Annotated in this window: 22 protein-coding genes and 1 tRNA gene; 14 read left to right on the top strand and 9 right to left on the bottom strand. The window is 59.2% G+C overall.

The window, feature by feature from the left end; genetic code table 11:
- Positions 1-35: 35 nt before the first annotated feature.
- Complete coding sequence (locus SIB92_RS16250; protein WP_412553022.1) at positions 36-971, bottom strand: MurR/RpiR family transcriptional regulator; 936 nt, start codon at positions 969-971, stop codon at positions 36-38.
- Between the two features lie 192 nt (positions 972-1,163).
- Here SIB92_RS16250 and SIB92_RS16245 point away from each other — a divergent pair, with 192 nt between their 5' ends.
- The 6 genes from SIB92_RS16245 (at position 1,164) to SIB92_RS16220 (ending at position 7,102) form a co-directional block, all read left to right on the top strand.
- Entirely contained in the window at positions 1,164-1,685 is a 522-nt protein-coding gene (locus SIB92_RS16245) for a TRAP transporter small permease (RefSeq protein ID WP_412553021.1), read from the top strand.
- The gene (locus SIB92_RS16240) at positions 1,682-2,965 is read left to right on the top strand and encodes a TRAP transporter large permease (RefSeq protein WP_412553020.1); all 1,284 of its coding nucleotides are present in this window, start codon (positions 1,682-1,684) and stop codon (positions 2,963-2,965) included. The genes SIB92_RS16245 and SIB92_RS16240 overlap by 4 nt, the downstream gene beginning before the upstream one ends.
- 32 nt (positions 2,966-2,997) lie before the next feature.
- A complete protein-coding gene (locus SIB92_RS16235) occupies positions 2,998-4,035 on the top strand; it encodes a DctP family TRAP transporter solute-binding subunit (protein ID WP_412553019.1) in 1,038 nt (345 codons plus the stop codon).
- Positions 4,036-4,128: 93 nt separating this feature from the next.
- A complete protein-coding gene (locus tag SIB92_RS16230; RefSeq protein WP_412553018.1) occupies positions 4,129-5,595 on the top strand; it encodes a M81 family metallopeptidase in 1,467 nt (488 codons plus the stop codon).
- Complete coding sequence (locus tag SIB92_RS16225) at positions 5,592-6,647, top strand: D-TA family PLP-dependent enzyme (RefSeq protein ID WP_412553017.1); 1,056 nt, start codon at positions 5,592-5,594, stop codon at positions 6,645-6,647. Before SIB92_RS16230 ends, SIB92_RS16225 begins: the two co-directional genes overlap by 4 nt.
- A gap of 50 nt (positions 6,648-6,697) precedes the next feature.
- The gene (locus SIB92_RS16220) at positions 6,698-7,102 is read left to right on the top strand and encodes a RidA family protein (RefSeq protein WP_168590843.1); all 405 of its coding nucleotides are present in this window, start codon (positions 6,698-6,700) and stop codon (positions 7,100-7,102) included.
- 153 nt (positions 7,103-7,255) lie between these two features.
- Here the strand turns inward: SIB92_RS16220 and SIB92_RS16215 are convergent.
- Positions 7,256-7,342 (bottom strand) — tRNA-Leu (locus tag SIB92_RS16215).
- Positions 7,343-7,565: 223 nt separating this feature from the next.
- Here SIB92_RS16215 and SIB92_RS16210 point away from each other — a divergent pair.
- Entirely contained in the window at positions 7,566-8,546 is a 981-nt protein-coding gene (locus tag SIB92_RS16210) for a complex I NDUFA9 subunit family protein (RefSeq protein ID WP_412553016.1), read from the top strand.
- 78 nt (positions 8,547-8,624) lie between these two features.
- On the opposite strand, the gene SIB92_RS16205 is transcribed toward SIB92_RS16210, so the two are convergent.
- The 3 genes from SIB92_RS16205 to SIB92_RS16195 form a co-directional block, all read right to left on the bottom strand.
- The gene (locus SIB92_RS16205; RefSeq protein WP_412553015.1) at positions 8,625-9,404 is read right to left on the bottom strand and encodes an ion transporter; all 780 of its coding nucleotides are present in this window, start codon (positions 9,402-9,404) and stop codon (positions 8,625-8,627) included.
- A gap of 96 nt (positions 9,405-9,500) precedes the next feature.
- Positions 9,501-10,343, bottom strand: coding sequence for a sterol desaturase family protein (locus SIB92_RS16200; RefSeq protein ID WP_412553014.1), 843 nt, complete (start codon positions 10,341-10,343; stop codon positions 9,501-9,503).
- On the bottom strand, positions 10,340-10,888 hold the full coding sequence (locus SIB92_RS16195; RefSeq protein ID WP_412553013.1) for a TetR/AcrR family transcriptional regulator: 549 nt from the start codon (positions 10,886-10,888) through the stop codon (positions 10,340-10,342). The genes SIB92_RS16200 and SIB92_RS16195 overlap by 4 nt, the downstream gene beginning before the upstream one ends.
- Positions 10,889-11,001: 113 nt before the next feature.
- On the opposite strand from SIB92_RS16195, the gene SIB92_RS16190 reads away from it, so the two are divergent.
- The 3 genes from SIB92_RS16190 to SIB92_RS16180 all read left to right on the top strand — a co-directional run bounded on the left by SIB92_RS16190 (position 11,002) and on the right by SIB92_RS16180 (position 13,271).
- Positions 11,002-11,847 (top strand): methylated-DNA--[protein]-cysteine S-methyltransferase, encoded by an 846-nt coding sequence (locus SIB92_RS16190; RefSeq protein WP_412553012.1) that lies wholly within the window; start codon positions 11,002-11,004, stop codon positions 11,845-11,847.
- Between the two features lie 118 nt (positions 11,848-11,965).
- The gene (locus tag SIB92_RS16185) at positions 11,966-12,619 is read left to right on the top strand and encodes an OmpA family protein (protein ID WP_412553011.1); all 654 of its coding nucleotides are present in this window, start codon (positions 11,966-11,968) and stop codon (positions 12,617-12,619) included.
- Positions 12,620-12,716: 97 nt separating this feature from the next.
- Entirely contained in the window at positions 12,717-13,271 is a 555-nt protein-coding gene (locus tag SIB92_RS16180) for an NADPH-dependent FMN reductase (protein ID WP_412553010.1), read from the top strand.
- On the opposite strand, the gene SIB92_RS16175 is transcribed toward SIB92_RS16180, so the two are convergent.
- A complete protein-coding gene (locus SIB92_RS16175; protein ID WP_412555856.1) occupies positions 13,268-14,308 on the bottom strand; it encodes an NAD(P)/FAD-dependent oxidoreductase in 1,041 nt (346 codons plus the stop codon). The genes SIB92_RS16180 and SIB92_RS16175 overlap by 4 nt on opposite strands.
- Positions 14,309-14,358: 50 nt before the next feature.
- On the opposite strand from SIB92_RS16175, the gene mnmD reads away from it, so the two are divergent.
- Positions 14,359-15,036, top strand: coding sequence for a tRNA (5-methylaminomethyl-2-thiouridine)(34)-methyltransferase MnmD (mnmD, locus tag SIB92_RS16170; protein WP_412553009.1), 678 nt, complete (start codon positions 14,359-14,361; stop codon positions 15,034-15,036).
- Entirely contained in the window at positions 15,033-15,899 is an 867-nt protein-coding gene (locus SIB92_RS16165) for a DMT family transporter (RefSeq protein WP_412553008.1), read from the top strand. Before mnmD ends, SIB92_RS16165 begins: the two co-directional genes overlap by 4 nt.
- A gap of 4 nt (positions 15,900-15,903) precedes the next feature.
- Here SIB92_RS16165 and SIB92_RS16160 read toward each other — a convergent pair whose 3' ends face one another.
- Positions 15,904-17,853, bottom strand: coding sequence for a transglycosylase SLT domain-containing protein (locus tag SIB92_RS16160; RefSeq protein ID WP_412553007.1), 1,950 nt, complete (start codon positions 17,851-17,853; stop codon positions 15,904-15,906).
- 163 nt (positions 17,854-18,016) lie between these two features.
- On the opposite strand from SIB92_RS16160, the gene dapA reads away from it, so the two are divergent.
- Positions 18,017-18,889 (top strand): 4-hydroxy-tetrahydrodipicolinate synthase, encoded by an 873-nt coding sequence (gene dapA, locus SIB92_RS16155; protein ID WP_412553006.1) that lies wholly within the window; start codon positions 18,017-18,019, stop codon positions 18,887-18,889.
- Positions 18,890-18,969: 80 nt separating this feature from the next.
- Here dapA and ubiB read toward each other — a convergent pair whose 3' ends face one another.
- Both ubiB and ubiE read right to left on the bottom strand, forming a co-directional pair.
- Entirely contained in the window at positions 18,970-20,505 is a 1,536-nt protein-coding gene (gene ubiB, locus SIB92_RS16150) for a 2-polyprenylphenol 6-hydroxylase (RefSeq protein WP_412555855.1), read from the bottom strand.
- The gene (gene ubiE / locus SIB92_RS16145; RefSeq protein ID WP_412553005.1) at positions 20,502-21,251 is read right to left on the bottom strand and encodes a bifunctional demethylmenaquinone methyltransferase/2-methoxy-6-polyprenyl-1,4-benzoquinol methylase UbiE; all 750 of its coding nucleotides are present in this window, start codon (positions 21,249-21,251) and stop codon (positions 20,502-20,504) included. The genes ubiB and ubiE overlap by 4 nt, the downstream gene beginning before the upstream one ends.
- Positions 21,252-21,408: 157 nt before the next feature.
- Between ubiE and mutM the strand changes: the two genes are divergently transcribed.
- Positions 21,409-22,260 carry a bifunctional DNA-formamidopyrimidine glycosylase/DNA-(apurinic or apyrimidinic site) lyase gene (gene mutM, locus SIB92_RS16140; RefSeq protein ID WP_412553004.1) on the top strand — a complete coding sequence of 284 codons (852 nt, stop codon included), beginning with the start codon at positions 21,409-21,411 and terminating at the stop codon, positions 22,258-22,260.
- Positions 22,261-22,305: the final 45 nt, after the last annotated feature.

Raw genomic sequence — 22,305 nt, 5'->3', positions numbered from 1 at the left:
CCAGCCATCGGTTGGGGGCTTTTTCAATCTACGGCTTAGTCACCCAAAGGCTGCGGTCCGGTCCGACCGTGATAAGCCGTCAGAGACGCCCGAATACGACGTAAGTTCTCCGTGGTCTCCGACGCCATGCCCTGCGCCACCGCCATCGCCAGCGCATCCACCAAAATCATATGTACGTAGCGCGAGGCCGTGGGTTTGTGGATGTCCCGATCCTCCGGCAAGTCCACCACAATCGGGATCGTGCAAGCATTGGCCAGCCGCGTGTTCGGCTTGGTGATGCAGATAGTTGTCGCGCCATAGCCGCCGGCAATTTCCGCCGCCCCAACAATGGCATCCGCCTCACCGCTCGCAGAAATCAAAAACAGCACATCTCCCGCCTTCAACGTCGCCGCCCGCATTTGCAGAATATAGCTGTCGCTGGTGGAGACCGACGGAATACCAAGACGGAAAAACCGGTTCGCCGCCTCTTGCGACACATTGGACGAACCGCCGCCAATCCCCGCAAACAAAAGGTGCTGCGTATTCAACAGCGCCTCTTTTGCGCGGTCCAACACTTCAGGCTCGATCTGATGGCGCATCGTGTTGGTCGCGGCAAACAGCGCCCCCAAAATCTGATCAACAACCGTATCTCCCCGCGCCGCATCCGGCAGCGGGTCTGGAGAAAGATACTGCCGACTGACCGCCAGGTTCTGCGCCAACCGCAGTTTGAACTCCCGAAATCCATCACAGCCCAACGTCCGGCAAAACCGGATCACCGTGGGTGTGCTCACCTCACAATGCGCTGCAAGATCGGCAATATTCATCGAGCTCACATCTTCCAGATGCGCCTTCACATAGTCCGCGACTTTCTGCTCCTGCGTCGCCAGCTTTCCGTCATGGTGATGCAAAGCGGAAATCACATCTCCGGCGCCTGTCCGCCCCTTCTTTGGGGGCAAGTCTTCCAGGCCTGATTCGGGGGTTTTCTCGGTCACGGTCGCCTCACATTTCACTCCAACGATGTGTAATTCAGATACATTTTCACGTCAAACGCTCCAAATTTCTCCCTTTAGTTACGGCAATATTCGTCAAATCGTGTACTTAAGTAACAAAAACTGCTTGATTGCCCGCCTATTTCGAAAATATACGTACCTAAAGTACACATGTCGATCCATGGGAGGGGGCCGATGCGTCACTGGGCAGAATCTGCCAGCGCGAAAATCAACACCATCGTTGAGGCTATTGTTGCGGCACTTATGCTCGCCTTGGTCCTCGATGTGTGGCTGGGGGTGATCGACCGCTACTTCTTTCATTGGCAACTGCCCTGGCCCGAGACGCTGGCCCGCTATCTGATGATCTGGGCCGCGATGCTGGCCGTGTCCTCCGGCATTGCCCGACGCGACCACATCGGCCTGACCGCTTTCATCATGGTGCTGCCCTACCCTTTGCGCCGCACGATGCTAATCGCCATGGACCTGCTGGCGCTGGCGCTGTTTCTCTACGTCGCGTGGTACGGCATCGCCTTCACACAATCCGGCGCCCCGCGTCAGGCGATGATCTTCGGCGTCAGCCTTGCGCCCTTTTATGCCGCCATTCCTGTCGCTGCTTTTCTGTCCTCACTGCAGCTCGCTCTCGTGTTGATCCGCGACCTTGGCACCCACATCGACAACCCGCCCTTCTCTGACCACCTCGAGGAGGAAACCTCATGATTGTCGCCATTGCCTTTGTGACCCTGATCCTATTTGGCATGCCCATCGGCTTTGCCATTGGCCTGGCAGGTGTGGTTGGCCTCATCGACATGGCCGGAACACAGTTCCTTGCTGTAGGTCCAAGCAAGGTCTTCAACGGACTGAATATTTTCCCCTTCCTCGCGATGCCGTTTTTCATCCTCGCCGGTGAAATCATGAACGACATCGGCATAACCAACCGCCTGGTGAAGCTAGCCCAAGTTCTCGTCGGTCGCTTCCGCGGCGGCCTAGCCCACACCAATATGCTTGCCTCGGTCTTCTTTGCTGGCCTTACCGGCTCCGCCACCGCAGACGCCGCCGCCTTTGGCCGCACCCTTGTCCCCGCGATGGTCAAAGAAGGCTACAAGCGTGACTACGCCTGCGCCGTCACCGCCGCTGGCTCCATCATTGGCCCCACCATTCCGCCTTCGGGCCTGATGGTGGTCTATGGCTCCTTGATGGGCGTCTCGATCGCCGGCCTGTTTGCAGCAGGTGTCTTGCCCGGCCTGGTGATCTGCCTGGTCTGCATGAGCGTCATTGCCATTGGCGGCAAACGCGAAAACCTGCCCAAAGCGGTGCGCGGCGCCACGCCGCGCGAAGTCTGGGACACGTTTGTCTCGTCCCTCACGGCGCTCGCCATGCCCGTCATCATCCTCGGCGGCATTCTGGGTGGCGTTGTGACCCCCACTGAAGCGGCCTCCATTGCCGTGGCCTATGCGGTGTTCATTGGCGTCTTTGTCTACCGCACTCTGACCATCAAAGGCTTCTACGGCATGCTGGTGCGCACCGCCCGCATCACCGGAGTGATTTTTGTCATCATCGCCTTTGCCGGCATCTTGGGCTGGTGGATGAGCTTTGAGCGCATCCCACAGCTGCTGGCCGAAACCGTGCTGGGCCTATCAGACAACCGCTACGCTGTCATCGCCATCATCGTCGGCCTGCTTTTGCTGGTCGGCATGGTCATGGACATCACCGCCATCCTGATCATTCTGGCCCCGGTGCTGGTCCCACTCACGGAACAGGTTGGTCTCGAGCCGATCCACGCAGGCATCATCTTTGTCCTGGCGCTCAACATCTCACTGATGACGCCACCGGTTGGCGCCTGCCTCTTTGTCTTATCCTCGGTCACCGGCGAAAAACTGGAACGCATCTCGATCAAGCTGTTCCCGTTCCTGCTCGCCGAGGTCGCCATCCTATTTGCCTTTGCCTTCTGGGAAGACGCCGCTCTCTGGCTGCCCCGAATGCTCGGCTTTGCTCAATAACCACCAATAACTAAACCCAACGGGAGGAACCCATGAAAACTCTTATCCAAGGTCTGGCAATTGCCGCGACAGTATCGGCGACCAGCGCATCCGCTGGCGGCGTGATCAAATTTGGCCACGACAACAAAACCGATCCGTTTGAAAACCCGGCCCACGCCTGTACCGCCGTGTTCTCCAACATCGTAACAGCGGACACCAACGGCTCTGTGTCTGTCGAAGTCTTCGGCTCCAACCAACTTGGCTCCGCCGCAGAGCACGTGCAGCAGGTCCGCGATGGCATCATCCAGGCCACCCTGACCTCCACCGGCGCGCTGGCCAGCTACTACCCACGTATCGACGTGCTGAACCTGCCATTTGCCTTCAATGGCAACGCCTCCACCTACGAAGTATTCGACGGTGACTTCGGCAAAGAGTTGGCTGCAGACATCGAAGCAGAGCTAGGCGACGTTGTTGTTCTGGGCTTCCCGGACACCGGTGGCTTCTTTGCAGTGACCAACTCCAAGCGTCCAATTGCGGATCTGAAAGACTTCGAAGGCATCCGCATCCGCACCATGACCCTGCCATCCCACCAGAAGATCATGCAGTCTCTAGGGGCAGAAGCCTATCCATTGTCCTGGGGCGAAGTCTACTCCGGCCTGCAAACCGGCGTAATCGACGGCCAGATGAACCCGGTGCCAATCATTTCTTTTGCCAACTTCGCCGAAGTGCAAAAGCACATGACCCTGACCAACCACCTGTTCTCGCCATACACCTTCATGATCAACCGCGCGTTTTATGAAGGCCTGAGCGACAGCGAGCGTGCCACCATCCACACCGCTGCGGAAAACTGTGTGGCCGCAAGCCGTGGCCTGTCTCGCATCATCGAAGCGTCCGATCGTGGCCTGGCTGGCCTGATGGACAAAATCGAAGTGACCGCTTTGTCTGATGAACAGCGTGCCGCTATGGCCGGTGCCGCCCAGCCTGCGTTTGAAGCCCATGTGGCAGAGAACATGGACGCCCGTGCCGGTGAGCTTCTGGCCAAGTTCAAGTCCGAGGTTGCCGCTGCAAACGCTGCCAGCTACCTCGACTAAAACCATCCCACCCCTATCCTCCAAAAGCGGGTGGGGACTTGGGCAAGCATCCAGCGGGATGCTTGCCCGCCTTGTTAAACAAAGGACCAAACCATGCGGGTTTTCTGTGCTTCGGTTGCCACCGAAACCAACACTTTTTCGCCGTTGCGCACCGATTTTGCTGATTTTGCACAGAGCTTTTATGCCCCGCCCGGAGAGCATCCTGAAACGCCCACCCTCTGCAGCGCGGTCTTTCCGGCCCTACGCAAGCGCGCCAAAGCGGGTGAGGTGGAGCTGATCGAAGGCACCGCCACCTGGGCTGAACCCGGCGGCCTGGTGAACGCCCGCACCTGGGAACGCCTGCGCAAAGAGGTGCTGGACCAATTGAAGGCCGCCCTTCCGGTGGAAGCTGTTGTCCTGGGCTTACATGGCGCAATGATTGCCGATGGCTGCGTGGATTGCGAAGGCACCCTGATCGAAGCTGTGCGCGAGGTTGTTGGCCCTGCGGTCACCATTGGCGTGACCTTTGATCCCCACAGCCACCTCAGCGACAAGCGCGTGAAAAACGCCGACATCATCACGGTGTTCAAAGAATTTCCCCACACAGATTTTGTCGAAACCGGCGAAGCCTGTGTCGACCTGACCCTGAGCGCTGCCCGTGGCGAGATCATCCCGCAAATCTCGGTGTTTGATGTGCGCATGATGGACGTGCTGCCCACCAGCCGCCACCCGATGCGCGGCTTTGTCGACAAAATGATGGCGCTCGAGGCTGATGGCACAGCCCTGTCCATTTCCACCATTCACGGTTTTATGGCGGGCGACTCCCCAGATCTTGGCGCCAAGATCATTGTGATCAGCAACGGTGACAAACCGGCCGGAGCCACCCTCGCCCGCGAGTTGGGCCTAGAGCTGTTTTCCTTCCGGGGCACCACCAAACCCGAGTTCCTCACTGTCGAAGACGCCCTTGCCCAAGCCACTGCAGCAAGCACAGGCCCGGTGATCATCGCCGATGTCTGGGACAATCCCGGCGGCGGTGTGGCGGGTGATTCCACCATTCTGCTCCAAGCCGCACTGGACATGAACGTCGCCAATATGGCGCTTGGCACCATCTGGGATCCCATGGCGGTCCGCCTGTGCCACGCCGCTGGCGAAGGCGCAGAGCTCGACCTGCGTTTTGGCGGCAAAACTTCCGCCCACGCGGGTGCTCCGATTGATGCCACCGTCACCGTGCAAAAAGTCGCCACCGACGCGGTTCAGAGCTTTGGCGATTCCATCGTGCCTTTGGGCGATTGCGCCGTAATCAACGTGTACGGCATCGACGTAGTGCTCAATTCCAACCGAGCGCAGACCTTCTCGCCAGACCTCTTCACCAACCTAGGGATCGACGTCTCGGCCAAGCAAGTTGTGGCAGTGAAATCCACCAACCACTTCCACGGCGCCTTTGCCCCGATCGCTGCCGACATTCTCTATGCAGCGGTAAATGGGCCTTACCCGAACGACCCAACCACGACTCCTTACACCCGCCTAACGCGTCCGTTGTGGCCCATCGTTGAGGCCCCGCATGAAGAGGAACTGGCATGAGTTTTCCCTCCATCGACACCCCTGCGGTGCTGATCGACCTCGACATCGCCGAGGCCAACATCGACCGCTATCAAGCCTACTGCGCCGATCAAAAGTTGCACCTGCGCCCGCATATCAAAACCCACAAGCTGCCCCTGCTGGCCAAACGCCAACTGGAAGCCGGCGCCGTCGGGATCTGCTGCCAAAAAGTCAGCGAAGCAGAGGCCATGATCTCGGAAGGAGGCGTCGAGGATGTCCTAATCACTTACAACATTTTGGGCGCGGAAAAACTGGCCCGCCTGCGCGCACTTGCGGACACAGTCCGCCTAAGCGTTGTGGCCGACAGCAAGACAACAGTGGACGGGTTGTCAGACACCTTTGCCAACGCTCAAACGGCCCTGACCGTGCTGGTCGAATGCGACACCGGCGGCGCGCGTTGTGGCGTGATGACCCCCGAACAAGCTGCCGATCTCGCAGCTTACATCGACGCAAAATCCGGCTTGACCTTTGGCGGCCTGATGACCCACCCCCCGGTCGGTCAGGAAGCCGCTGTGCAAACCTGGCTGTCCACAGCCATTGATCTCATCTCCGCCTCCGGCCTGATGGTCCCGGTGGTCTCCATCGGCAGCTCCCCGGGCATGTGGCTGGCCCATGACGTGCCCATTGCCACCGAATACCGGATTGGCACCTACATCTACAACGACCGCTCCTTGGTGGCCCATGGCGTCTGCACCGAAGACGACTGCGCCCTCACGGTCCTGGCCACAGTGGTCTCCGTGCCTAACAACTCCCGTGCCATCATTGACGCGGGTTCCAAAGTGCTGACCTCCGATCTGCTTGGCCTGCAAGGACACGGCAAGGTCATTGGCCGCCCAGACATCACAATCTCCGGCCTTGCCGAAGAGCACGGCATCCTGACCGCTGACACCGTCAACCTTTCCGTCGGCGACCGCCTGCGCATCATCCCCAACCACGCCTGCGTGGTGACCAATATGATGGACGAGGTGCAGCTGATCCGTGGCGACACCCCACAGGGCGCACACCCCGTTGCCGCGCGCGGCAAGGTCTGGTGACCATCGCCCAAACCCTTTTCTCAGTTAACCAAACACAAGGACTCTCAGACATGAGCAGCAAAAAAATCGAACGTCTCGGCGATGACCGCACCGGTGCAGGCGGACAACCCCTGCCATTTGCCCCAGCCGTACGTGCAGGCGATTTTGTCTTCATCTCCGGCCAGGTAGCCATGAAAGAAAACGGCGAGATCGAAGACGGCGGCATCGAAAGCCAAACACGCCGCACCATGGAAAACCTGATCAAGGCGCTGGAACTGGCCGACTGCACCCTGGAAGACATCGCCAAAGTGGGCGTCTGGCTCGACGATCCGCGTGACTTCTGGACCTTCAACCGCGTGTACGCCAGCTACTTCCCCAACGGCGGCCCAGCACGCTCCACCGTGCGCTCCCAGATCATGGTCGACGCCAAAGTCGAAATCGACGCCGTTGTCTACAAGCCGCTCGACAAAGACTAAGGCTGAAAACGCTAGAACGCCCGCATGGCCCGCCAACCGGTGGGCCATGTGTTGTTTTGAAGACTACAAAAAGAGAAGCCAACCAAAACGCAAAAAGCCGCGCAAAAGCATCTCGCCGGTGCGACAAACAAGTTACCAATTTTGGAAGAAAATTGGTGCCCAGAAGAGGACTCGAACCTCCACGTCCATACGGACACTAGCACCTGAAGCTAGCGCGTCTACCAATTCCGCCATCTGGGCACGGGTTGGTGAGACAGGCGTTTAAGCCTAGCTGAGGGGGGTGTCAACGCGATTCTAGAACCTTTTTTGTTTTTTCTCACATCCGCCTATCCGGACCTTCTTAAGCCCCCTCAAAAATGGCAAAATTCACAGGGGTTTCTTGTCGCGGCCCCAGCTTTGGAACTTGTTCTGAAACGCTGTCGGCGCTATCCCATCCCTAACTGGTCTACCTTGGAGGCAACCCATGTCCAAACTTGTCACCATCTTTGGCGGTTCCGGCTTTGTCGGACGTCACATCGCCCGCCGCATGGCAAAAGAAGGCTGGCTTGTGCGGGTCGCGGTGCGCCGCCCCAACGAAGCAATGTTCGTGAAGCCTTACGGTTCGGTGGGTCAAGTGGAGCCGGTTTTCTGCAACGTTCGAGATGACGCCTCTGTACAAGCGGTCATGCAAGGCTCAGACGCCGTGGTGAACTGTGTGGGTGTTTTGTCGGACCGCGGCAAAAACACCTTTGACGCCGTGCAGCACGAAGGGGCCGAGCGCATCGCCCGGATTGCCGCCGCCGAAGGTGTCGAAACCATGGTGCACATCTCCGCCATCGGCGCCGACAAGGACAGCGACAGTGAATACGCCCAATCCAAAGCCCAGGGCGAAGAGGGCGTACTGCAACACATGCCCAACGCCATGATCCTGCGCCCCTCGGTGATCTTTGGTCAGGACGACGAGTTCTTCAACCGCTTCGCATCTATGTCGCGCCTCGGCCCGGTGCTGCCGCTGGTGGGCGGTGAAACCAAGTTCCAGCCGGTCTATGTGGATGACGTGGCCCAAGCCGCAGTTATGGGCATCAAAGGCGAGGCGTCTGGCACCTATGAGCTGGGTGGCCCGGAAGTCGACAGCCTGCGTGGCTGGGTGTCTGAGATGCTGAAAGTGATCCACCGCCGCAAGCTAATTGCAAATCTGCCGTTCTTTGTTGGTGGCCTGATGGCTTTCAGTTTTGGCCTGCTGCAAACCCTGACCTTTGGCCTTTTCCACAACTCGGTGATCACCAAAGACCAGCTCAAGCTGCTTAAGAAAGACAACGTGGTCAGCGACGATGCCCAAGGCTTTGACGCGCTTGGCATCAAACCGCTCGCACCGGAGGCGATCATGGCCGACTACCTGTGGCGCTTCCGCCCGTCTGGCCAATACGACGCCATCAAGGACTCGGCCCGCAATCTCAAGGTCTGACGCGCCACCTGTTCGAAACAAAAGCCGCCGGAGGTCCCACCCTTGGCGGCTTTTTTGTGTCCCGCTGCCAGCAGCGCTCTAGCCTTTGCTCTGCGCCTTTAGCATCTCTTCCAGCTTATCGAGGCGGCTCAGCACTTCGTCGCGGTAGTTGCCAGTCTCCGCCTCCGCTTCCACATGGTGCGCGTCCTGCATGGAATTCACCACCAGACCGACAACAAGGTTGAGTACCACAAAGGTGGTCAGCAGGATGAACGGCACAAAGAACATCCAGGCGTAGGGGTAGACCTCCATCACCGGACGCACGATGCCCATGGACCAGCTTTCCAGCGTCATGATTTGGAACAGCGAATAGCCGGATTTGCCAAGGGTGCCAAACCAAGCCGGGAAGGCGGCGCCAAACAGTTTCGTCGCCATCACCGCGCCAATGTAAAAGATCAACGCCATCAGCAGAAACACGGAGCCCATGCCGGGCAAGGCGTTGAGCAGCCCTTCGATCACGCGACGCAGTGAAGGCGCCACCGACACCACCCGCAACAGGCGCAGGATCCGCAAGGCCCGCAGCACCGATAGACCTTGGGCGGCCGGCACCAGAGCCACGCCCACAATGATGAAATCAAACAGGTTCCAGCCGTCGCGGAAGAAGTTGCCACGCTGCACGTAAAGCTTGGCGAGGATTTCCCCCACAAAGATCGCCAGACACAGGGCATCGAGCGTGATCAACAGCGGCCCAATCGTATCCATCAACGGCTTGGAGGTTTCCATGCCAAGGATGATGGCATTGAACAGGATCACGCCGAGGATGGCGTTGCGAAAGGCAGGGCGGTCGATAAACGCCCCGATTTTGTCGCGTAGGCTCATGGATGGGATCTCAAAATTGCGCGTTTCAACATCGGTTGCGCGCTACATAGGTGACGGGGGCGGGTCTTCGCAACCCGCCCCCTCGTTTCAATGGATTTACGGTTTCCAGCCTGGCGGTCCAAACAGCCGCCCCCACAGCTCCCGTCCGGTCTTGGCGCGCTTGATATCGCGCCACAGTCCGGGCAGTTCAGAAAACCAGACTTTGACCGGATTCTGGCTGTCAAAATCAGTGGTCAGCCCATAGCGCGGACGCTCCTCTTCCACCTGAAAGCTGCCAAAAAACCGGTCCCAGATAATCAGGATGCCACCGTAGTTTTTATCCAGATACTTGTTGTCACACCCATGGTGCACACGGTGATGACTCGGCGTGTTCAACACCCACTCCAGCGGCCCCAACTTGCCGATCAACTCGGTGTGCAACCAAGTCTGATAGGCCTGCACAAGGATCACCGATCCCAGAACCACGTCCGGACTGAAACCAACCAAGATCATGGGAATATGCGCAATGAAGGACCACAGACTTTCCAGCGGACCAAAACGCACCGCCGTCACAATATTGTAGTCCCTGCTGGAGTGATGCACCGCGTGTTGCGTCCAAAGGAGCCGCACCCGATGGGCAATCCGATGCTCCCAATAGTAGGTCAGATCTGCAATCAACACAGCGAGCACAATCCACGGCATTGTGGTTGGCAAATGCCAGCTCACCACGGTTTCGCTAAAGACATAGAGCCCAAAATAGAGCGCCGTCATCATCGTCGCTTCCAGCAACAGATAGGGCACCTGTGTCGACGCACTTGCCAGCATCTCAAGCCAGGTTTTGCCCTTCAAAGACCCTTTGAACCAGGCTTCTGCAATCTCGATCACTAAGATCGCCACCCCGATCAGGAAGAACACCTCGTCCACCTGCTCGGCCAATCCGATAAACTGCTCCGGTATCATTTTGCGCCTCCCGTCAAACCCGACTGCAAAGTACGCCAAGCCAACGCCGCGGCCTCCTCAGGCGTTGCATCGCCATCCCGCACCACGGTCCAGGCGGCATAGGTCAGCGTTTCAATCGCTTGGACGATCCAAGCTGTTGGTACATCAGCGTCAAAACCACCTTCTTCCTTCGCCGCCTCAACGGCCTCTGCGGTTTCCTCCAGTTGCTGGGTGTAGGCCGCGAGCACCTCTGGCACATGGTCCAGCGGTTCATTGGCCAGAAACATCTGCCGGTCGGCCAGCGGAATGATCGCCTCCAAACTCTGGCGCAGCGCTTCGGTATAGCTGGGCGAGTCCTTGGTGGCCGCCTCAATGGCGTCATCCAGTTCCTGCATGGCCACAATGGCCAACGCGGCCATCAGGTCCTCACGCCCGGCGTAATGCCGGTGCAATGTCGCACGCCCCACACCCGCTTCTTTGGCGACATCCGCCAATGTGGCTGTGGGATTTGCGGAGAAGACGGAGAACCCCGCCTCTATGATTTTGGCTTCTGATTTTTTCAACATGAGACATAGATGTCTCATTTCTTCACGAAGTCAAGGGGCGCCCTTTGCGCAATTTTCGGGTCGCCGCACCCCCACCCGCCATTTAGGATACGCTCAAGACAGGAGTGCGACCGATGAATGACATGACCGAAGGCTATCACTACAACGTCATGCGCCGTGCGATTGAGTTGATCGATCAGGGCGGTGAAAACATGTCGCTGGACGACCTGTCCAAGGCCATGGGCATGAGCCCGGCGCACTTCCAACGACTGTTCACCCGCTGGGCAGGTGTGTCCCCCAAACGGTTCCAACAATATCTCACCTTGGGCCACGCCAAGGTTCTGCTGCACGACCACTTCACCACTTTGGACACCGCCAACTCTGTTGGTCTTTCTGGCTCCGGTCGCCTGCATGACCTCTTTCTGCGCTGGGAAGCCATGAGCCCCGGGGACTTCGCCAAACGCGGCGACGGGCTGACCATCTATTGGGGCTGGTTTGACAGCCCGTTTGGCCTCTCGCTGGTCACAGGCACAGAAAAAGGCATCTGCGGCATTGGCTTCGCCGCCGAAACTGGGGCTGAGGCCACCATGGAAGATCTCTTCTCCCGCTGGCCCAACGCCAATTTTGTCGAAGACCCGATGTTTCTGCGTCCCTGGGTGCTGGCCGCCTATCAAGCGGAGCAGGCCGACCATGACAAAGTGCCAGTCTATATGATCGGCTCCGCGCTGCAGATCAAAGTTTGGGAAGCCCTTATGCGCATTCCATCAGGCGAGGTCACCACCTATGCGGAGATCGCCCGCAGCATTGGAAATCCCCGCGCCGTGCGCGCTGTCGGTACAGCTGTAGGACGCAACCCTGTCAGTTGGCTGATCCCCTGCCACCGCGCCATGCGCAAGTCCGGCGGGTTGGGCGGCTACCACTGGGGCCTGCCAGTGAAACGCGCGCTGCTGGCCTATGAGTCCGCCCGCGCAGAAGCCTGAACGCATATTCGGCATCAATTTGCCGATACCACACGTCTCTTTGCTTGGGGCAACCCGCAAAACCAAGTATACAAGCCGCAAAAGCCGACAAACGGCGATCTATACCTGAGGCAACGAGATGAAGACACTTCCCCTTTCCCTAAGCGCTGTCGCTTTGCTGGGCCTGACGGCCTGTACCGATCCCGCTTATGTGGCTGGTTCTGGCGAGGACCGGGACCAATATCGCAAAACCAAGAACGGCGCTCTGATTGGCGCTCTGGCTGGTGCAGGCATCGCCGCGGTCACCGATGGCGACGCGTTGATGGGTGCCGCCCTTGGCGCGGGGGCCGGGGCCATCATCGGCAACGTGTTGGACAAGCAAGAGGCCGAGCTGCGCGCCCAGCTGGATGACGACGTGCGCATCGAAAATACCGGTGACCGACTGATCCTGACGCTGCCGCAGGACATCCTGTTTGACGTCGACAGCTATTCCGTCAACGCGGGTCTGCAAGACGATTTGGCCAAGGTTGCGACCAGCCTGGAGAAATACCCGGACAGCACCGTGCAAATCTTGGGCCACACAGACAACACCGGCTCCGCCAGCCACAACCAGACCCTGTCTGAACGTCGCGCCAACGCGGTGGCCGACGTGCTACTCACCAATGGTGTACCGGTCAGCCGGATCGACACCATTGGCCGGGGCGAGGATCAACCAATTGCCTCCAACCTCGACGAAGACGGCCGCCGCCAGAACCGTCGTGTGGAAATTGTGATCCTGCCCACCGCTGCTTAAGGCAACGCAGAATCGCACAACCACTGTTTGAAAGGCGTCGCTTGATTGCGGCGCCTTTTTCCTTACGTAATGGGCACGCGAACAAGGAGATTGGTCTATGCCTCACACACTGCTCGGAATTTCTGGCGCACTGCGCGCAGACTCCACCAACAGCAAACTGCTGCGCGAAGCTGCCCGGCTTTACGGCGCGGACCGCTATGTTGAGGCCAATCTGAACCTCCCGCTCTATGACGGCGATCTCGAAAGCAACAGCGGCATTCCCGAAGAAGTGAAACTGTTGGTGCAACAGATTGCCGAGGCTGATGCGGTGCTGATCTCCACCCCTGAATACAACGGCGCGGTCACCGGCGTGCTGAAAAACGCGCTCGATTGGATCAGCCGCCATTCTGAAAAACCCATGGTGGGCAAGCCCACCGCCTTGATGAGCGCTGCTGCTGGTCGCGCCGGGGGCGTGCGCGCACAGACCATGCTGCGCAGCTGTCTTGTGGCTTTTCGCCCGCGCATCACCCTGGCGCCAGAAGTGGGCATTGCCGACAGCGGCAACGCTTTTGACGAAAACGGCCAGTTTGTGAGCGAGCGTTATGCGGCCTCGGTGACAACTCTAATGGATGCGCTCAAAGCCGACGTCGCGCAAGCGTCCGCCAACACCTAAAGCGAGGCTTCTGGACGGAACGCCTCCGGTATTTCGTCCCGACCTTCCAGCACCAAATCAGCCATCACTTCGCCAGCCTTTGGTCCCATGCCGAAGCCAATCTTAAACCCGCCGTTGGCAATGTAGGCGCCGTCCTTGGTTGGGTGCGCTCCCAACATCGGAGCGCGACTTTTGGCACGTGGGCGTACGCCTGCCCAGCGCTCAATGACTTCCGCATCTTTCAAGGCAGGCACCGCCGCATAGGCACGTGCCAAAACATCATCCAATTGGCCATCCGTACTGGTTGGATCGTCAAACTCCCGCTCGCTGGTAGAGCCAATCGCCACGGTGCCATCGGCATGCGGGACAATGTGCACGGCATCGGCAAAGAGCTGCGGCGCGGTGGATCGATCCAGACGCAGCAACGCCGCCTGCCCCTTCACGCCATTGCCCACCGGTTTTCCCATGTCTTCAGACAGCGCCAGCAAGCCTTGCCACCCCGTGGCCCAGACCACCTTTCCACGCTGCTCGCCTTCCTCAACAATTTCGCAATCCTTGGCGCGCAACGCAGCCGCCAGTGCTGCACAGGCGCGCCGGGGGAACATGCGACCACTCAAGGTATCGTGGATCAGCCACCCTGTTGGGCTTTCTGGCGCCCAATCGCCAAGGGTATCCCGCGCCACAACTTGCCACTGCGCCTTGCCTTGCCAAAGCTCTTTTGCGCTTTCCGCCCGTGCCTGTGCCAGTTCCAAAGCGCGCGCATCTTTCACCGGCTGAATGCGCCCCGTGCGTCCGTAGCCTGCGCTCACGCCGCCGGTCGCCTCGACTTCGGCCCACCAATCTTCTGCCATGATCAGACTCTCAAACTGAAACGCCTTCTTCACGTTCCAGTTTTCCGGCGTATGCGGTGCCAAAGCGCCAACCAATCCGCCGCTGCTGCCCGCGCCCACGCCACCGGGATCAATCACCCGCACCTTCGCCCCACGTTTGGCACAAGCCCAGGCCACGGAAAGCCCAAAAGCTCCGGCTCCCATCACGGTCACGTCCACCATTGCCAATCCCTTCATTTGTGGTCAAATGCGCCGTCACCTCCATAAGGCAAAGCGACATGAGCGACCAGCACGCGGATCTCGATTGGCGAGACAACGTCATCCCGGTGTCCACCCGGTTTGATGACCCGTATTTCAGCCTCGACAACGGGCTGGCCGAAACACGCCACGTGTTTCTGGACGGCAACCAACTGCCCGCCCGCTTTGCCCCCGGCTTTCACATTGCCGAGCTTGGCTTTGGCACCGGCCTCAACCTGCTGACGGCCTGGAAGGCTTGGGAGGAGAGCGGCCAGACCACACCGCTGTCATTCACATCCTTTGAAGCCTTCCCGATGAGCGCCAAGGAAATAGAAAAAGCCTTGGCAGCATTTCCGGAACTAAGCGCCTACGCCACACGCTTGGTCACGGCTTACGCACAAGACCCAACCCTTGCCACGCTCCACGGCATCCACGCCCGCGTGGTGAATGGCGACGCACGTGAGACCCTTAAAGCGCAAAACTTTGAGGCTGACGCTTGGTTTCTCGACGGGTTTTCCCCCGCCAAGAACCCCGAACTCTGGGACGCCGACCTGATGGCACAAGTGGGTGCCCACACCAAAGCGGGTGGCACCGCCGCAACCTACACAGCTGCAGGGTTTGTGCGCCGCAGCCTCGAGGCTGCAGGTTTTATCGTCACCCGCACTCCGGGCTTTGGCCGCAAGCGCCACATGACCCAATGTGAAAAACCCGCCCCATGACGCAACCCAACAATCGCCTCGGCATCATGTTGATGTCGCTCACCACATTGGTGTTTGCGCTGCAAGATGGCATCTCCCGCCACTTGGCAAGCGAGTACAACACCTACCTCGTTGTGATGATCCGCTACTGGTTTTTTGCGCTGTTTGTCATCGTACTGTCTTCCCGCCAACCTGGCGGCATCAAAGCCGTCGCGCGCACCAAATTCCCGCTGCTACAAATCGGACGCGGCGCGCTGTTGGCGCTGGAAATCTGTGTGACCGTGGTGGCTTTCACCCTTCTGGGTCTCACCGAAAGCCACGCCATTTTCATCTGCTACCCGCTGATCATCGCAGCGCTCTCCGGCCCCGTTTTGGGCGAGCGCGTTGGCTGGCGCCGCTGGGCTGCCATTGGCGTAGGCGCGGTTGGTGTGCTGATCATCCTGCAACCCGGCTCCGGCGTCTTCAGCCCCGCCGCCATTGTGCCGCTTGTTGGCGCACTGATGTTTGCCGTCTACGGGCTAATGACCCGCTACGTCGCCCGCGGTGACACTGGTCAGACCAGCTTTTTCTACACCGGCGTGATTGGCTGCATCGTCATGACCGCCATTGGCGTGTTTTTCTGGGAACCCATTTCGGGCCGCGACTGGATTTGGATGGGCACGCTCTGCTGCACCGGCGTCTTTGGCCACTGGCTCTTGATCCGCACCTATGAAGTGGCCGAGGCCAGCGCCGTGCAGCCCTTTGCCTACCTGCAACTGCCTTTTGCGGCCGCGCTTGGCATGGCCGCGTTTGGCGAAACCCTGCGCCTTAACGTAGCTATTGGCGCAGGCATTGTGCTGGCCGCAGGGCTGTTCACATGGTGGCGGGAACGCCAGTCCGCCTGAGGCCTTAGCGAACCTTGATGGTGCCGCCCGTGATCTCCTGACCAAACGACACCGGATGTGGGTCTTTGCCCAGCCGCGCACGATAGACCGGCAGGCTCTCGGACACCCGCATCACATAGTTGCGGGTTTCGTTAAACGGGATCATCTCGATCCAGTCAATCATCGCCTCAACCGATCCGCCACGCGGATCGCCATTGCTCGCCATCCATCGCTCAGGGCGACTCGGACCAGCATTGTAAGCCGCCGAAATCATGATGATGTTGCCGTCAAACTGTTCCGCCAACCCGGCCAGATAGGCGCTGCCCAACCGCGCGTTATATCCCGGATCGGAGGTCAGGTTGCCCAGCACATAAACCTCCCCAATCTCCGCAGACACATCCCGAGCGGTGCCCGGCATCAACTGCATCAACCCGCGCGCGCCTGCATGGCTCACCACCACCGGATCAAACTCGCTCTCCCGCCGCGCAATGGCCAAAGACAGCTCGTCCGCCACAGGCAGTTTCTGATCCACCAAGGGATGCAGCGGATAATACGGCCCCGGCAGGGTCACACCCATGCGCACCATCTGTTTGCCCAGCATGACCCCAATGTGCGGCTGCCCAAGGTCCAGCGCCATCTGGCCTAATTGGCCCAGCCCCGTGCGATCCTGCGTCTCGCTCAAATGCACCCAAAACCGCTCCGCTAGGCTCAACTCGCCCGCTGCCAACAAAGCCCGCGCCGCTTTATGCACACTCGACGTGGTCCAACTGGCCTTCTGCCAATCCGGGAACCGCTCTTGGCCAGACAAGGCCGGATCATGCGCGATCCCCGCCTTTTCCGCCGCGAGTAGCCCATAAAAACTGGTCTGATGCGCACCGCCAGCGACATAAGCCTGTTGCGCGGTGGTCTTGTCGCCCATCGCCTCATAGGCACGGCCCAGCCAATAGCCTGCGCGCCCCAGCGAAATTGGCGTTTCCACCGACTGGGCAAAATTCAAGAAATGCGCGGCAGCCTCTTCAGGGCGGTCCAGAAACCGCAAAGCCAAATACCCCGCCAGCCACTCACAATCGGAATAGGCATAGCCCGCCTCTGGCGTCAGCTTGTGTGTCGCAGCCAAGGCATAGGCGGTTTTGTGGTTCCCCGCCCGCATCTGATTGCGCACCAACGACCGGCGTCGTGGGGCCCATTCCTCAGGCTCCCCCAACGTGCCCGCTTTGCTGCGCGCCAGGATCAACTCAATGGCGCTGTCGTTGCGGTCTTTCTTGTGCCGCCAGACAAAGCGCTCATGCGCCAGCCCCGGATCATCCTGCAGACTGTCCGGCACCGCCGCGATCAAGCCGTCGACCCCTTTTGCCATCGCCCGCAACCCAAGCCGCGCTTTGGCCAAAGCCACCCAGCCTTCTGGTACATGGGCGTACATCGCCTCAGAATTGGAGGTCCAATTCTTCCACAGCATCGCATCCAGCCGCGCCGTGTGATGTGGCTTTAACAAATCCCCATAACGCGCCAGATAGTCCGCCTTGGTGGTGCTGTTCATCGCCATGGTGCGCCAGGCTTCCACAATCGTGGCCTGCGCCGCACCATCCTCGCCTGCCTGCGTCAGAACCTTGGCCTGCGCCAGCGCCCCTTCGGCAGTCTGCGCTGGACCGTGCACAAAAAACGACAGCGCCATTTCATCGCTCACGTCGTCAAACGCCGCTTCCGACTGCTTACGCAAATAGGGCAACCCCGGCCAATCCCCGCGCCGATCCAGAAACGCCAACACCTGATCTGCCGATCCTTCGCCCGCGCGCAATCGGTGCCACTCTACAATGTCACGGGTCACCTGATCGGTTTCGCGCACTGCCTTGGCGGCACCGTCCCAATCCTTGGCGCGGATCGAGGTCATCGCAGCGCGCAACTCATCGCGAAACTGCGCATTTGCGGGAACAGCGACCAGCAAGGCCACAAACAGAGTCAGAAAAAGACGCAACATGGCTTGCATTTTCCTATGCCAGACAGGATAGAACCCGCACGATACGCCGCGCACCCGAAGGCCTCAACTCACAATCTTGGCAAGTGGGCAACTTCCCGCTAGGGTCCGCGCGATTTACCAAAATGGGCAATTCCGCCCAGCTACGCATAAAAAGGAGCGTGCCATGTTCAAAGGGTCCTACCCCGCACTCATCACGCCGTTTACGAACGGCGAGCTGGATTTGGAAACGCTCAAGAAGATCGTCGAGTGGCACATTGGTGAAGGCACCAATGGCTTTGTGCCTGTTGGCACCACCGGTGAAAGTCCAACGCTGAGCCACGAAGAGCACGAAACCGTTGTCGAAGAGGTTGTCAAAGCCTCCGCCGGTCGCGTGCCAGTGATCGCAGGAGCAGGCTCAAACAACACATTGGAAGCCATCCGCTTTGCCCAACACGCCGAGAAAGTGGGCGCCGACGGCATCCTCGTGGTGACGCCCTACTACAACAAGCCAACCCAACGCGGTCTGATCGCACACTTCACCGCTGTGCATGACTGCTGCGAGCTGCCGATCATCATCTACAACATCCCGGGCCGGTCCGTCGTCGACATGACACCGGAAACCATGGGTGAACTGGCCAAGCTGCCACGCATTGTCGGCGTGAAAGACGCCACCGGCGATCTGGCCCGCCCAAGCCAGCAGCGTGCCACCTGCGGCGCTGACTTCATCCAACTGTCTGGCGAAGACGCCACGGCACTGGGCTTCAATGCGCACGGCGGTGTGGGCTGCATCTCTGTGACGGCAAACGTCGCGCCAAAACTCTGTGCCGAGTTCCAGGCCGCCACGCTTGCAGGCGACTATGCCAAAGCGCTGGAGTATCAGGACAAGCTGATGCCACTGCACGAAGCCATCTTTGTGGAACCTGGTCTGGTTGGCGCCAAATACGCCATGTCCCGCCTTGGCATGTGCAACGAAGAAGTCCGCCTGCCACTGACCGGTCTGACCGACGCCACCAAGGCGCAGATCGACGCCGCCATGGCGCACGCAGGTCTGCTCTAAGACGGCACGAAATTCGAGGCCTTGCCCTCAAAAAGAAAGGCGCCCACTGGGCGCCTTTTTCATGTCCCGCGATGATTGCCTTAGTGCCAGAGCGCGAGACCAAAGGCCAAGGTCGCCACAGTACCAAACACCCCAAGCCCAATGCCGGAAATCATCCAGGGCCACACTGGGCGCGACGGCTCAACCTTGTCCTCGGACTGCGCAATCAACGCTGCCTCCACCATCGCAGGCAACCGAGGCCCAAAGCGCGACAGCACCCGCGCTGTCTTTGCCAAGTCGCTCAGTACGGCGCGCGGCCCGATGCTCTCTTTGATGTAGTCCGACACCACAGGCTTCGCCACATCCCAGATGTTTACACGCGGATCGAGCGACCGCGCCACGCCTTCGACCACCACCATGGTGCGCTGCAACAGGATCAACTCGGTGCGGGTTGCCATGCCAAAACGCTCGGTGACCTCAAACAGGTAGTTCAAAAGCCGTCCCATCGAGATGCGCGTGGCATCCATGCCAAAAATTGGCTCCCCCACAGCCCGCAAGGCGCGTGCAAACTCGTCGACATCTTGATCCGCCGGCACATAACCCGCCTCAAAATGCACCTCGGCCACGCGTTTGTAGTCCCGCTGAATGAAGCCATAGAGAATTTCCGCATAGACCCGGCGGGTGTACTCGTCGATGTAGCCCATGATTCCAAAGTCATAGACAATGATGTCGCCGTTGGCGGCGACCTTCATGTTGCCCTGATGCATGTCCGCATGGAAATACCCGTCGCGCAACGCATGGTTCAAAAACAGTTCCAAAATGCGGCTGCCAAGCGCATGACGATCATGCCCGGCGGCATCCAATGCGTCGTTGTCGCCAATAGGGGTGCCTTCCGCCCAGCCCAGCGTCATCACCCGGCGTGCGGAATGCTCCCATTGAACGGTGGGCACCTGATACCCAGGATCCTCCGCCGAATTGGCCGCATATTCACTGGCATTTGCACTCTCAAGACGGAGGTCCAGTTCTGAGGTCACACCACGGTCAAAATGCTCAATCACATCTCGCGGCCGCAACCGGCGCGAGCCGGGTGACAGGAACTCAATGGTGTTGGCCGCAAAATAGAAAGCGTCAATGTCTTTGCGAAACGCCTTCTCAATCCCGGGCCGAAGGATTTTCACTGCAACCTCTTCACCGGTCTCCCGCAACCGCGCCCGATGCACCTGCGCAATCGACGCCGCGGCCACCGGCTCGGAAAACTCGGAGAAAACCTCATCCACAGGCTGACCCAACTCGGATTCGACCTCTGCCTTGGCGGTGGCAATATCAAACGGCGGCAGCTTGTCCTGCAGAACCCGCAACTCACCAGCCAAATCGCCGCCCACCACATCCGGTCGGGTCGACAACACCTGACCAAATTTGATGTAAGCAGGCCCCAAAGCCGTCAAAGCCCGTGGCAAGGCTGGTGCATCTGGATCGCCCTTATAGCCCAGCCACTGAAACGGCCAGACTAGCCCGCGCAACACAACGCGCACTAGGGTCGGCGCCTCAAAGGCATCCATCACCACTTTCATCGCGCCAGTCCGTTCCAACGTGGCGCCGGTGCGGATCAGTCGGATAATATTGTGCGGCCCTCTCACAGCTTCCAACCCGAGTGCAGCGCGGCAATGCCCATTGTCAGATTGCGATACTTGGCATTCTCAAACCCAGCAGCTTTCACCATGTCCAGGAACGTGTCTTGGTCCGGGAACTTACGGATGCTTTCCACCAAATACTGATAGCTGTCGCGATCATTGGCGATCACCTTGCCCATCTGCGGAATGATGTTGAAAGAATAGAGGTCATAGACCTTCTGCATCATGTCGTTGGGGATTTGGCTGAATTCCAGCACCATCAAGCGCCCACCAGGACGCAACACCCGAAACGCTTCATTCAACGCTTCCTGCGGACGGGTCACGTTCCGGATGCCAAAGCTGATTGTGTAGACGTCAAAGGTATTGTCCTCAAACGGCAACGCCATCGCATCACCCACAACCCAATCAAGGCTCTCCGCCATATGGTCCGCTTCGGCCCGTTTGCGGCCTTCGACCAACATCGGCTCAGTCAGATCGCAGACAGTCGCATGACCATGACCGGCCCGCTTCAGAAACTTGAACGACACATCGCCGGTGCCGCCAGCCACATCGAGTAACTTCTGCCCCGGACGTGGTGCCAACCAATCCATCATCGCATCTTTCCAGATGCGGTGGATGCCCATCGACATCACGTCATTCATAATGTCGTATTTGCTGGCAACCGACCCAAACACGCCCTGAACGCGCCCGGCCTTTTCGCTTTCCGGCACGGTTTCAAAGCCGAAATGGGTGGTGTTTTTGCTGTCCGCCATGATGCGAAATCCTCTTGGTTGCCACATTCATATAGGGCCGTCCAAACAGGTACAATGCGCTGATTTGGCACCCGACAAATGCAAACCACATCACCCCCGCTTGCGTATCCTGCAAGTCTTTGCGCATTCTTTGCCAAGTTGATCTTTAGGAGCACAAATGCCCGAACTGCCCGAAGTCGAAACCGTGCGCCGCGGCCTGCAACCGGCCATGGAGGGCGCCACCATTGCCCGCGCGCAAGTCAACCGTCCTGACCTGCGCTGGCCTTTGCCTGAGCGCATGGCTGAACGTCTTACTGGCGCGAGGGTCACGCAGTTGCGCCGTCGCTCCAAATACATCCTGGCGGATCTCGACACCAACGAGTCGCTGCTCATTCACCTTGGCATGTCCGGCCGCATGACCGTCTCCGGCGATCCCCTGGGACAATTTGCCCATGACCATCCGCAATCTGAGAAACACGACCACGTGGTCTTTGACATGGACAACGGCGCGCGCATCACCTTCAACGACCCGCGCCGCTTTGGGGCGATGGACCTTCTGCCTTCGGACAACACCGAAACCCACCCGCTGATTGCCAAACTTGGGCCGGAACCTCTGGGCAACGATTTTCACGAATCCTATCTGGCCGAGCGACTCGCCGGGAAAAACACACCGATCAAATCAGCCCTGCTGGATCAGCGCATCGTTGCGGGCTTGGGCAACATCTATGTCTGCGAAGCCCTTTTTCGCGCAGGGATAGCGCCAAAACGCAAAGCTGGGGCCATCTCGCAGTCCCGCGTACACAGTCTTGTGCCCATCATCCGCCAAGTGCTACAGGAGGCCATCGAAGCCGGGGGAAGTTCGTTGCGTGACTTTCGCCAAGCTGACGGCGAACTGGGGTATTTTCAACACAGTTTTGACGTCTATGGACGGGAGGGCGAACCCTGCAAAACCCCCGATTGCACTAGCAAAATAAGCCGAATCACCCAATCTGGGCGCTCGTCTTTCTACTGCGCGCAATGCCAAAGATAGCTTGATCCATATGTATCAAATGATAATCAATCACTCCTGACCGGA

The organism is Shimia sp. MIT1388, from assembly GCF_047124445.1.
In the GTDB taxonomy this organism is placed as follows: Bacteria; Pseudomonadota; Alphaproteobacteria; order Rhodobacterales; family Rhodobacteraceae; genus Shimia.
Note: the sequence above shows the minus strand (reverse complement) of the source record. Positions and strands in the feature narration are given on the sequence as shown.

Excerpts from the sequence above, each read along its gene's own strand:
- SIB92_RS16165 (WP_412553008.1), top strand. The coding sequence starts at position 15,033 with ATGACGCAACCCAACAATCGCCTCGGCATCATGTTGATGTCGCTCACC.
- SIB92_RS16205 (WP_412553015.1), bottom strand. The coding sequence starts at position 9,404 with ATGAGCCTACGCGACAAAATCGGGGCGTTTATCGACCGCCCTGCCTTT.
- SIB92_RS16220 (WP_168590843.1), top strand. The coding sequence starts at position 6,698 with ATGAGCAGCAAAAAAATCGAACGTCTCGGCGATGACCGCACCGGTGCA.
- mnmD (WP_412553009.1), top strand. The coding sequence starts at position 14,359 with ATGAGCGACCAGCACGCGGATCTCGATTGGCGAGACAACGTCATCCCG.
- SIB92_RS16190 (WP_412553012.1), top strand. The coding sequence starts at position 11,002 with ATGAATGACATGACCGAAGGCTATCACTACAACGTCATGCGCCGTGCG.
- ubiE (WP_412553005.1), bottom strand. The coding sequence starts at position 21,251 with ATGGCGGACAGCAAAAACACCACCCATTTCGGCTTTGAAACCGTGCCG.
- SIB92_RS16200 (WP_412553014.1), bottom strand. The coding sequence starts at position 10,343 with ATGATACCGGAGCAGTTTATCGGATTGGCCGAGCAGGTGGACGAGGTG.
- SIB92_RS16240 (WP_412553020.1), top strand. The coding sequence starts at position 1,682 with ATGATTGTCGCCATTGCCTTTGTGACCCTGATCCTATTTGGCATGCCC.
- SIB92_RS16185 (WP_412553011.1), top strand. The coding sequence starts at position 11,966 with ATGAAGACACTTCCCCTTTCCCTAAGCGCTGTCGCTTTGCTGGGCCTG.
- dapA (WP_412553006.1), top strand. The coding sequence starts at position 18,017 with ATGTTCAAAGGGTCCTACCCCGCACTCATCACGCCGTTTACGAACGGC.
- SIB92_RS16230 (WP_412553018.1), top strand. The coding sequence starts at position 4,129 with ATGCGGGTTTTCTGTGCTTCGGTTGCCACCGAAACCAACACTTTTTCG.
- SIB92_RS16235 (WP_412553019.1), top strand. The coding sequence starts at position 2,998 with ATGAAAACTCTTATCCAAGGTCTGGCAATTGCCGCGACAGTATCGGCG.
- SIB92_RS16160 (WP_412553007.1), bottom strand. The coding sequence starts at position 17,853 with ATGTTGCGTCTTTTTCTGACTCTGTTTGTGGCCTTGCTGGTCGCTGTT.
- SIB92_RS16225 (WP_412553017.1), top strand. The coding sequence starts at position 5,592 with ATGAGTTTTCCCTCCATCGACACCCCTGCGGTGCTGATCGACCTCGAC.
- SIB92_RS16210 (WP_412553016.1), top strand. The coding sequence starts at position 7,566 with ATGTCCAAACTTGTCACCATCTTTGGCGGTTCCGGCTTTGTCGGACGT.
- SIB92_RS16195 (WP_412553013.1), bottom strand. The coding sequence starts at position 10,888 with ATGTTGAAAAAATCAGAAGCCAAAATCATAGAGGCGGGGTTCTCCGTC.
- SIB92_RS16245 (WP_412553021.1), top strand. The coding sequence starts at position 1,164 with ATGCGTCACTGGGCAGAATCTGCCAGCGCGAAAATCAACACCATCGTT.
- mutM (WP_412553004.1), top strand. The coding sequence starts at position 21,409 with ATGCCCGAACTGCCCGAAGTCGAAACCGTGCGCCGCGGCCTGCAACCG.
- SIB92_RS16180 (WP_412553010.1), top strand. The coding sequence starts at position 12,717 with ATGCCTCACACACTGCTCGGAATTTCTGGCGCACTGCGCGCAGACTCC.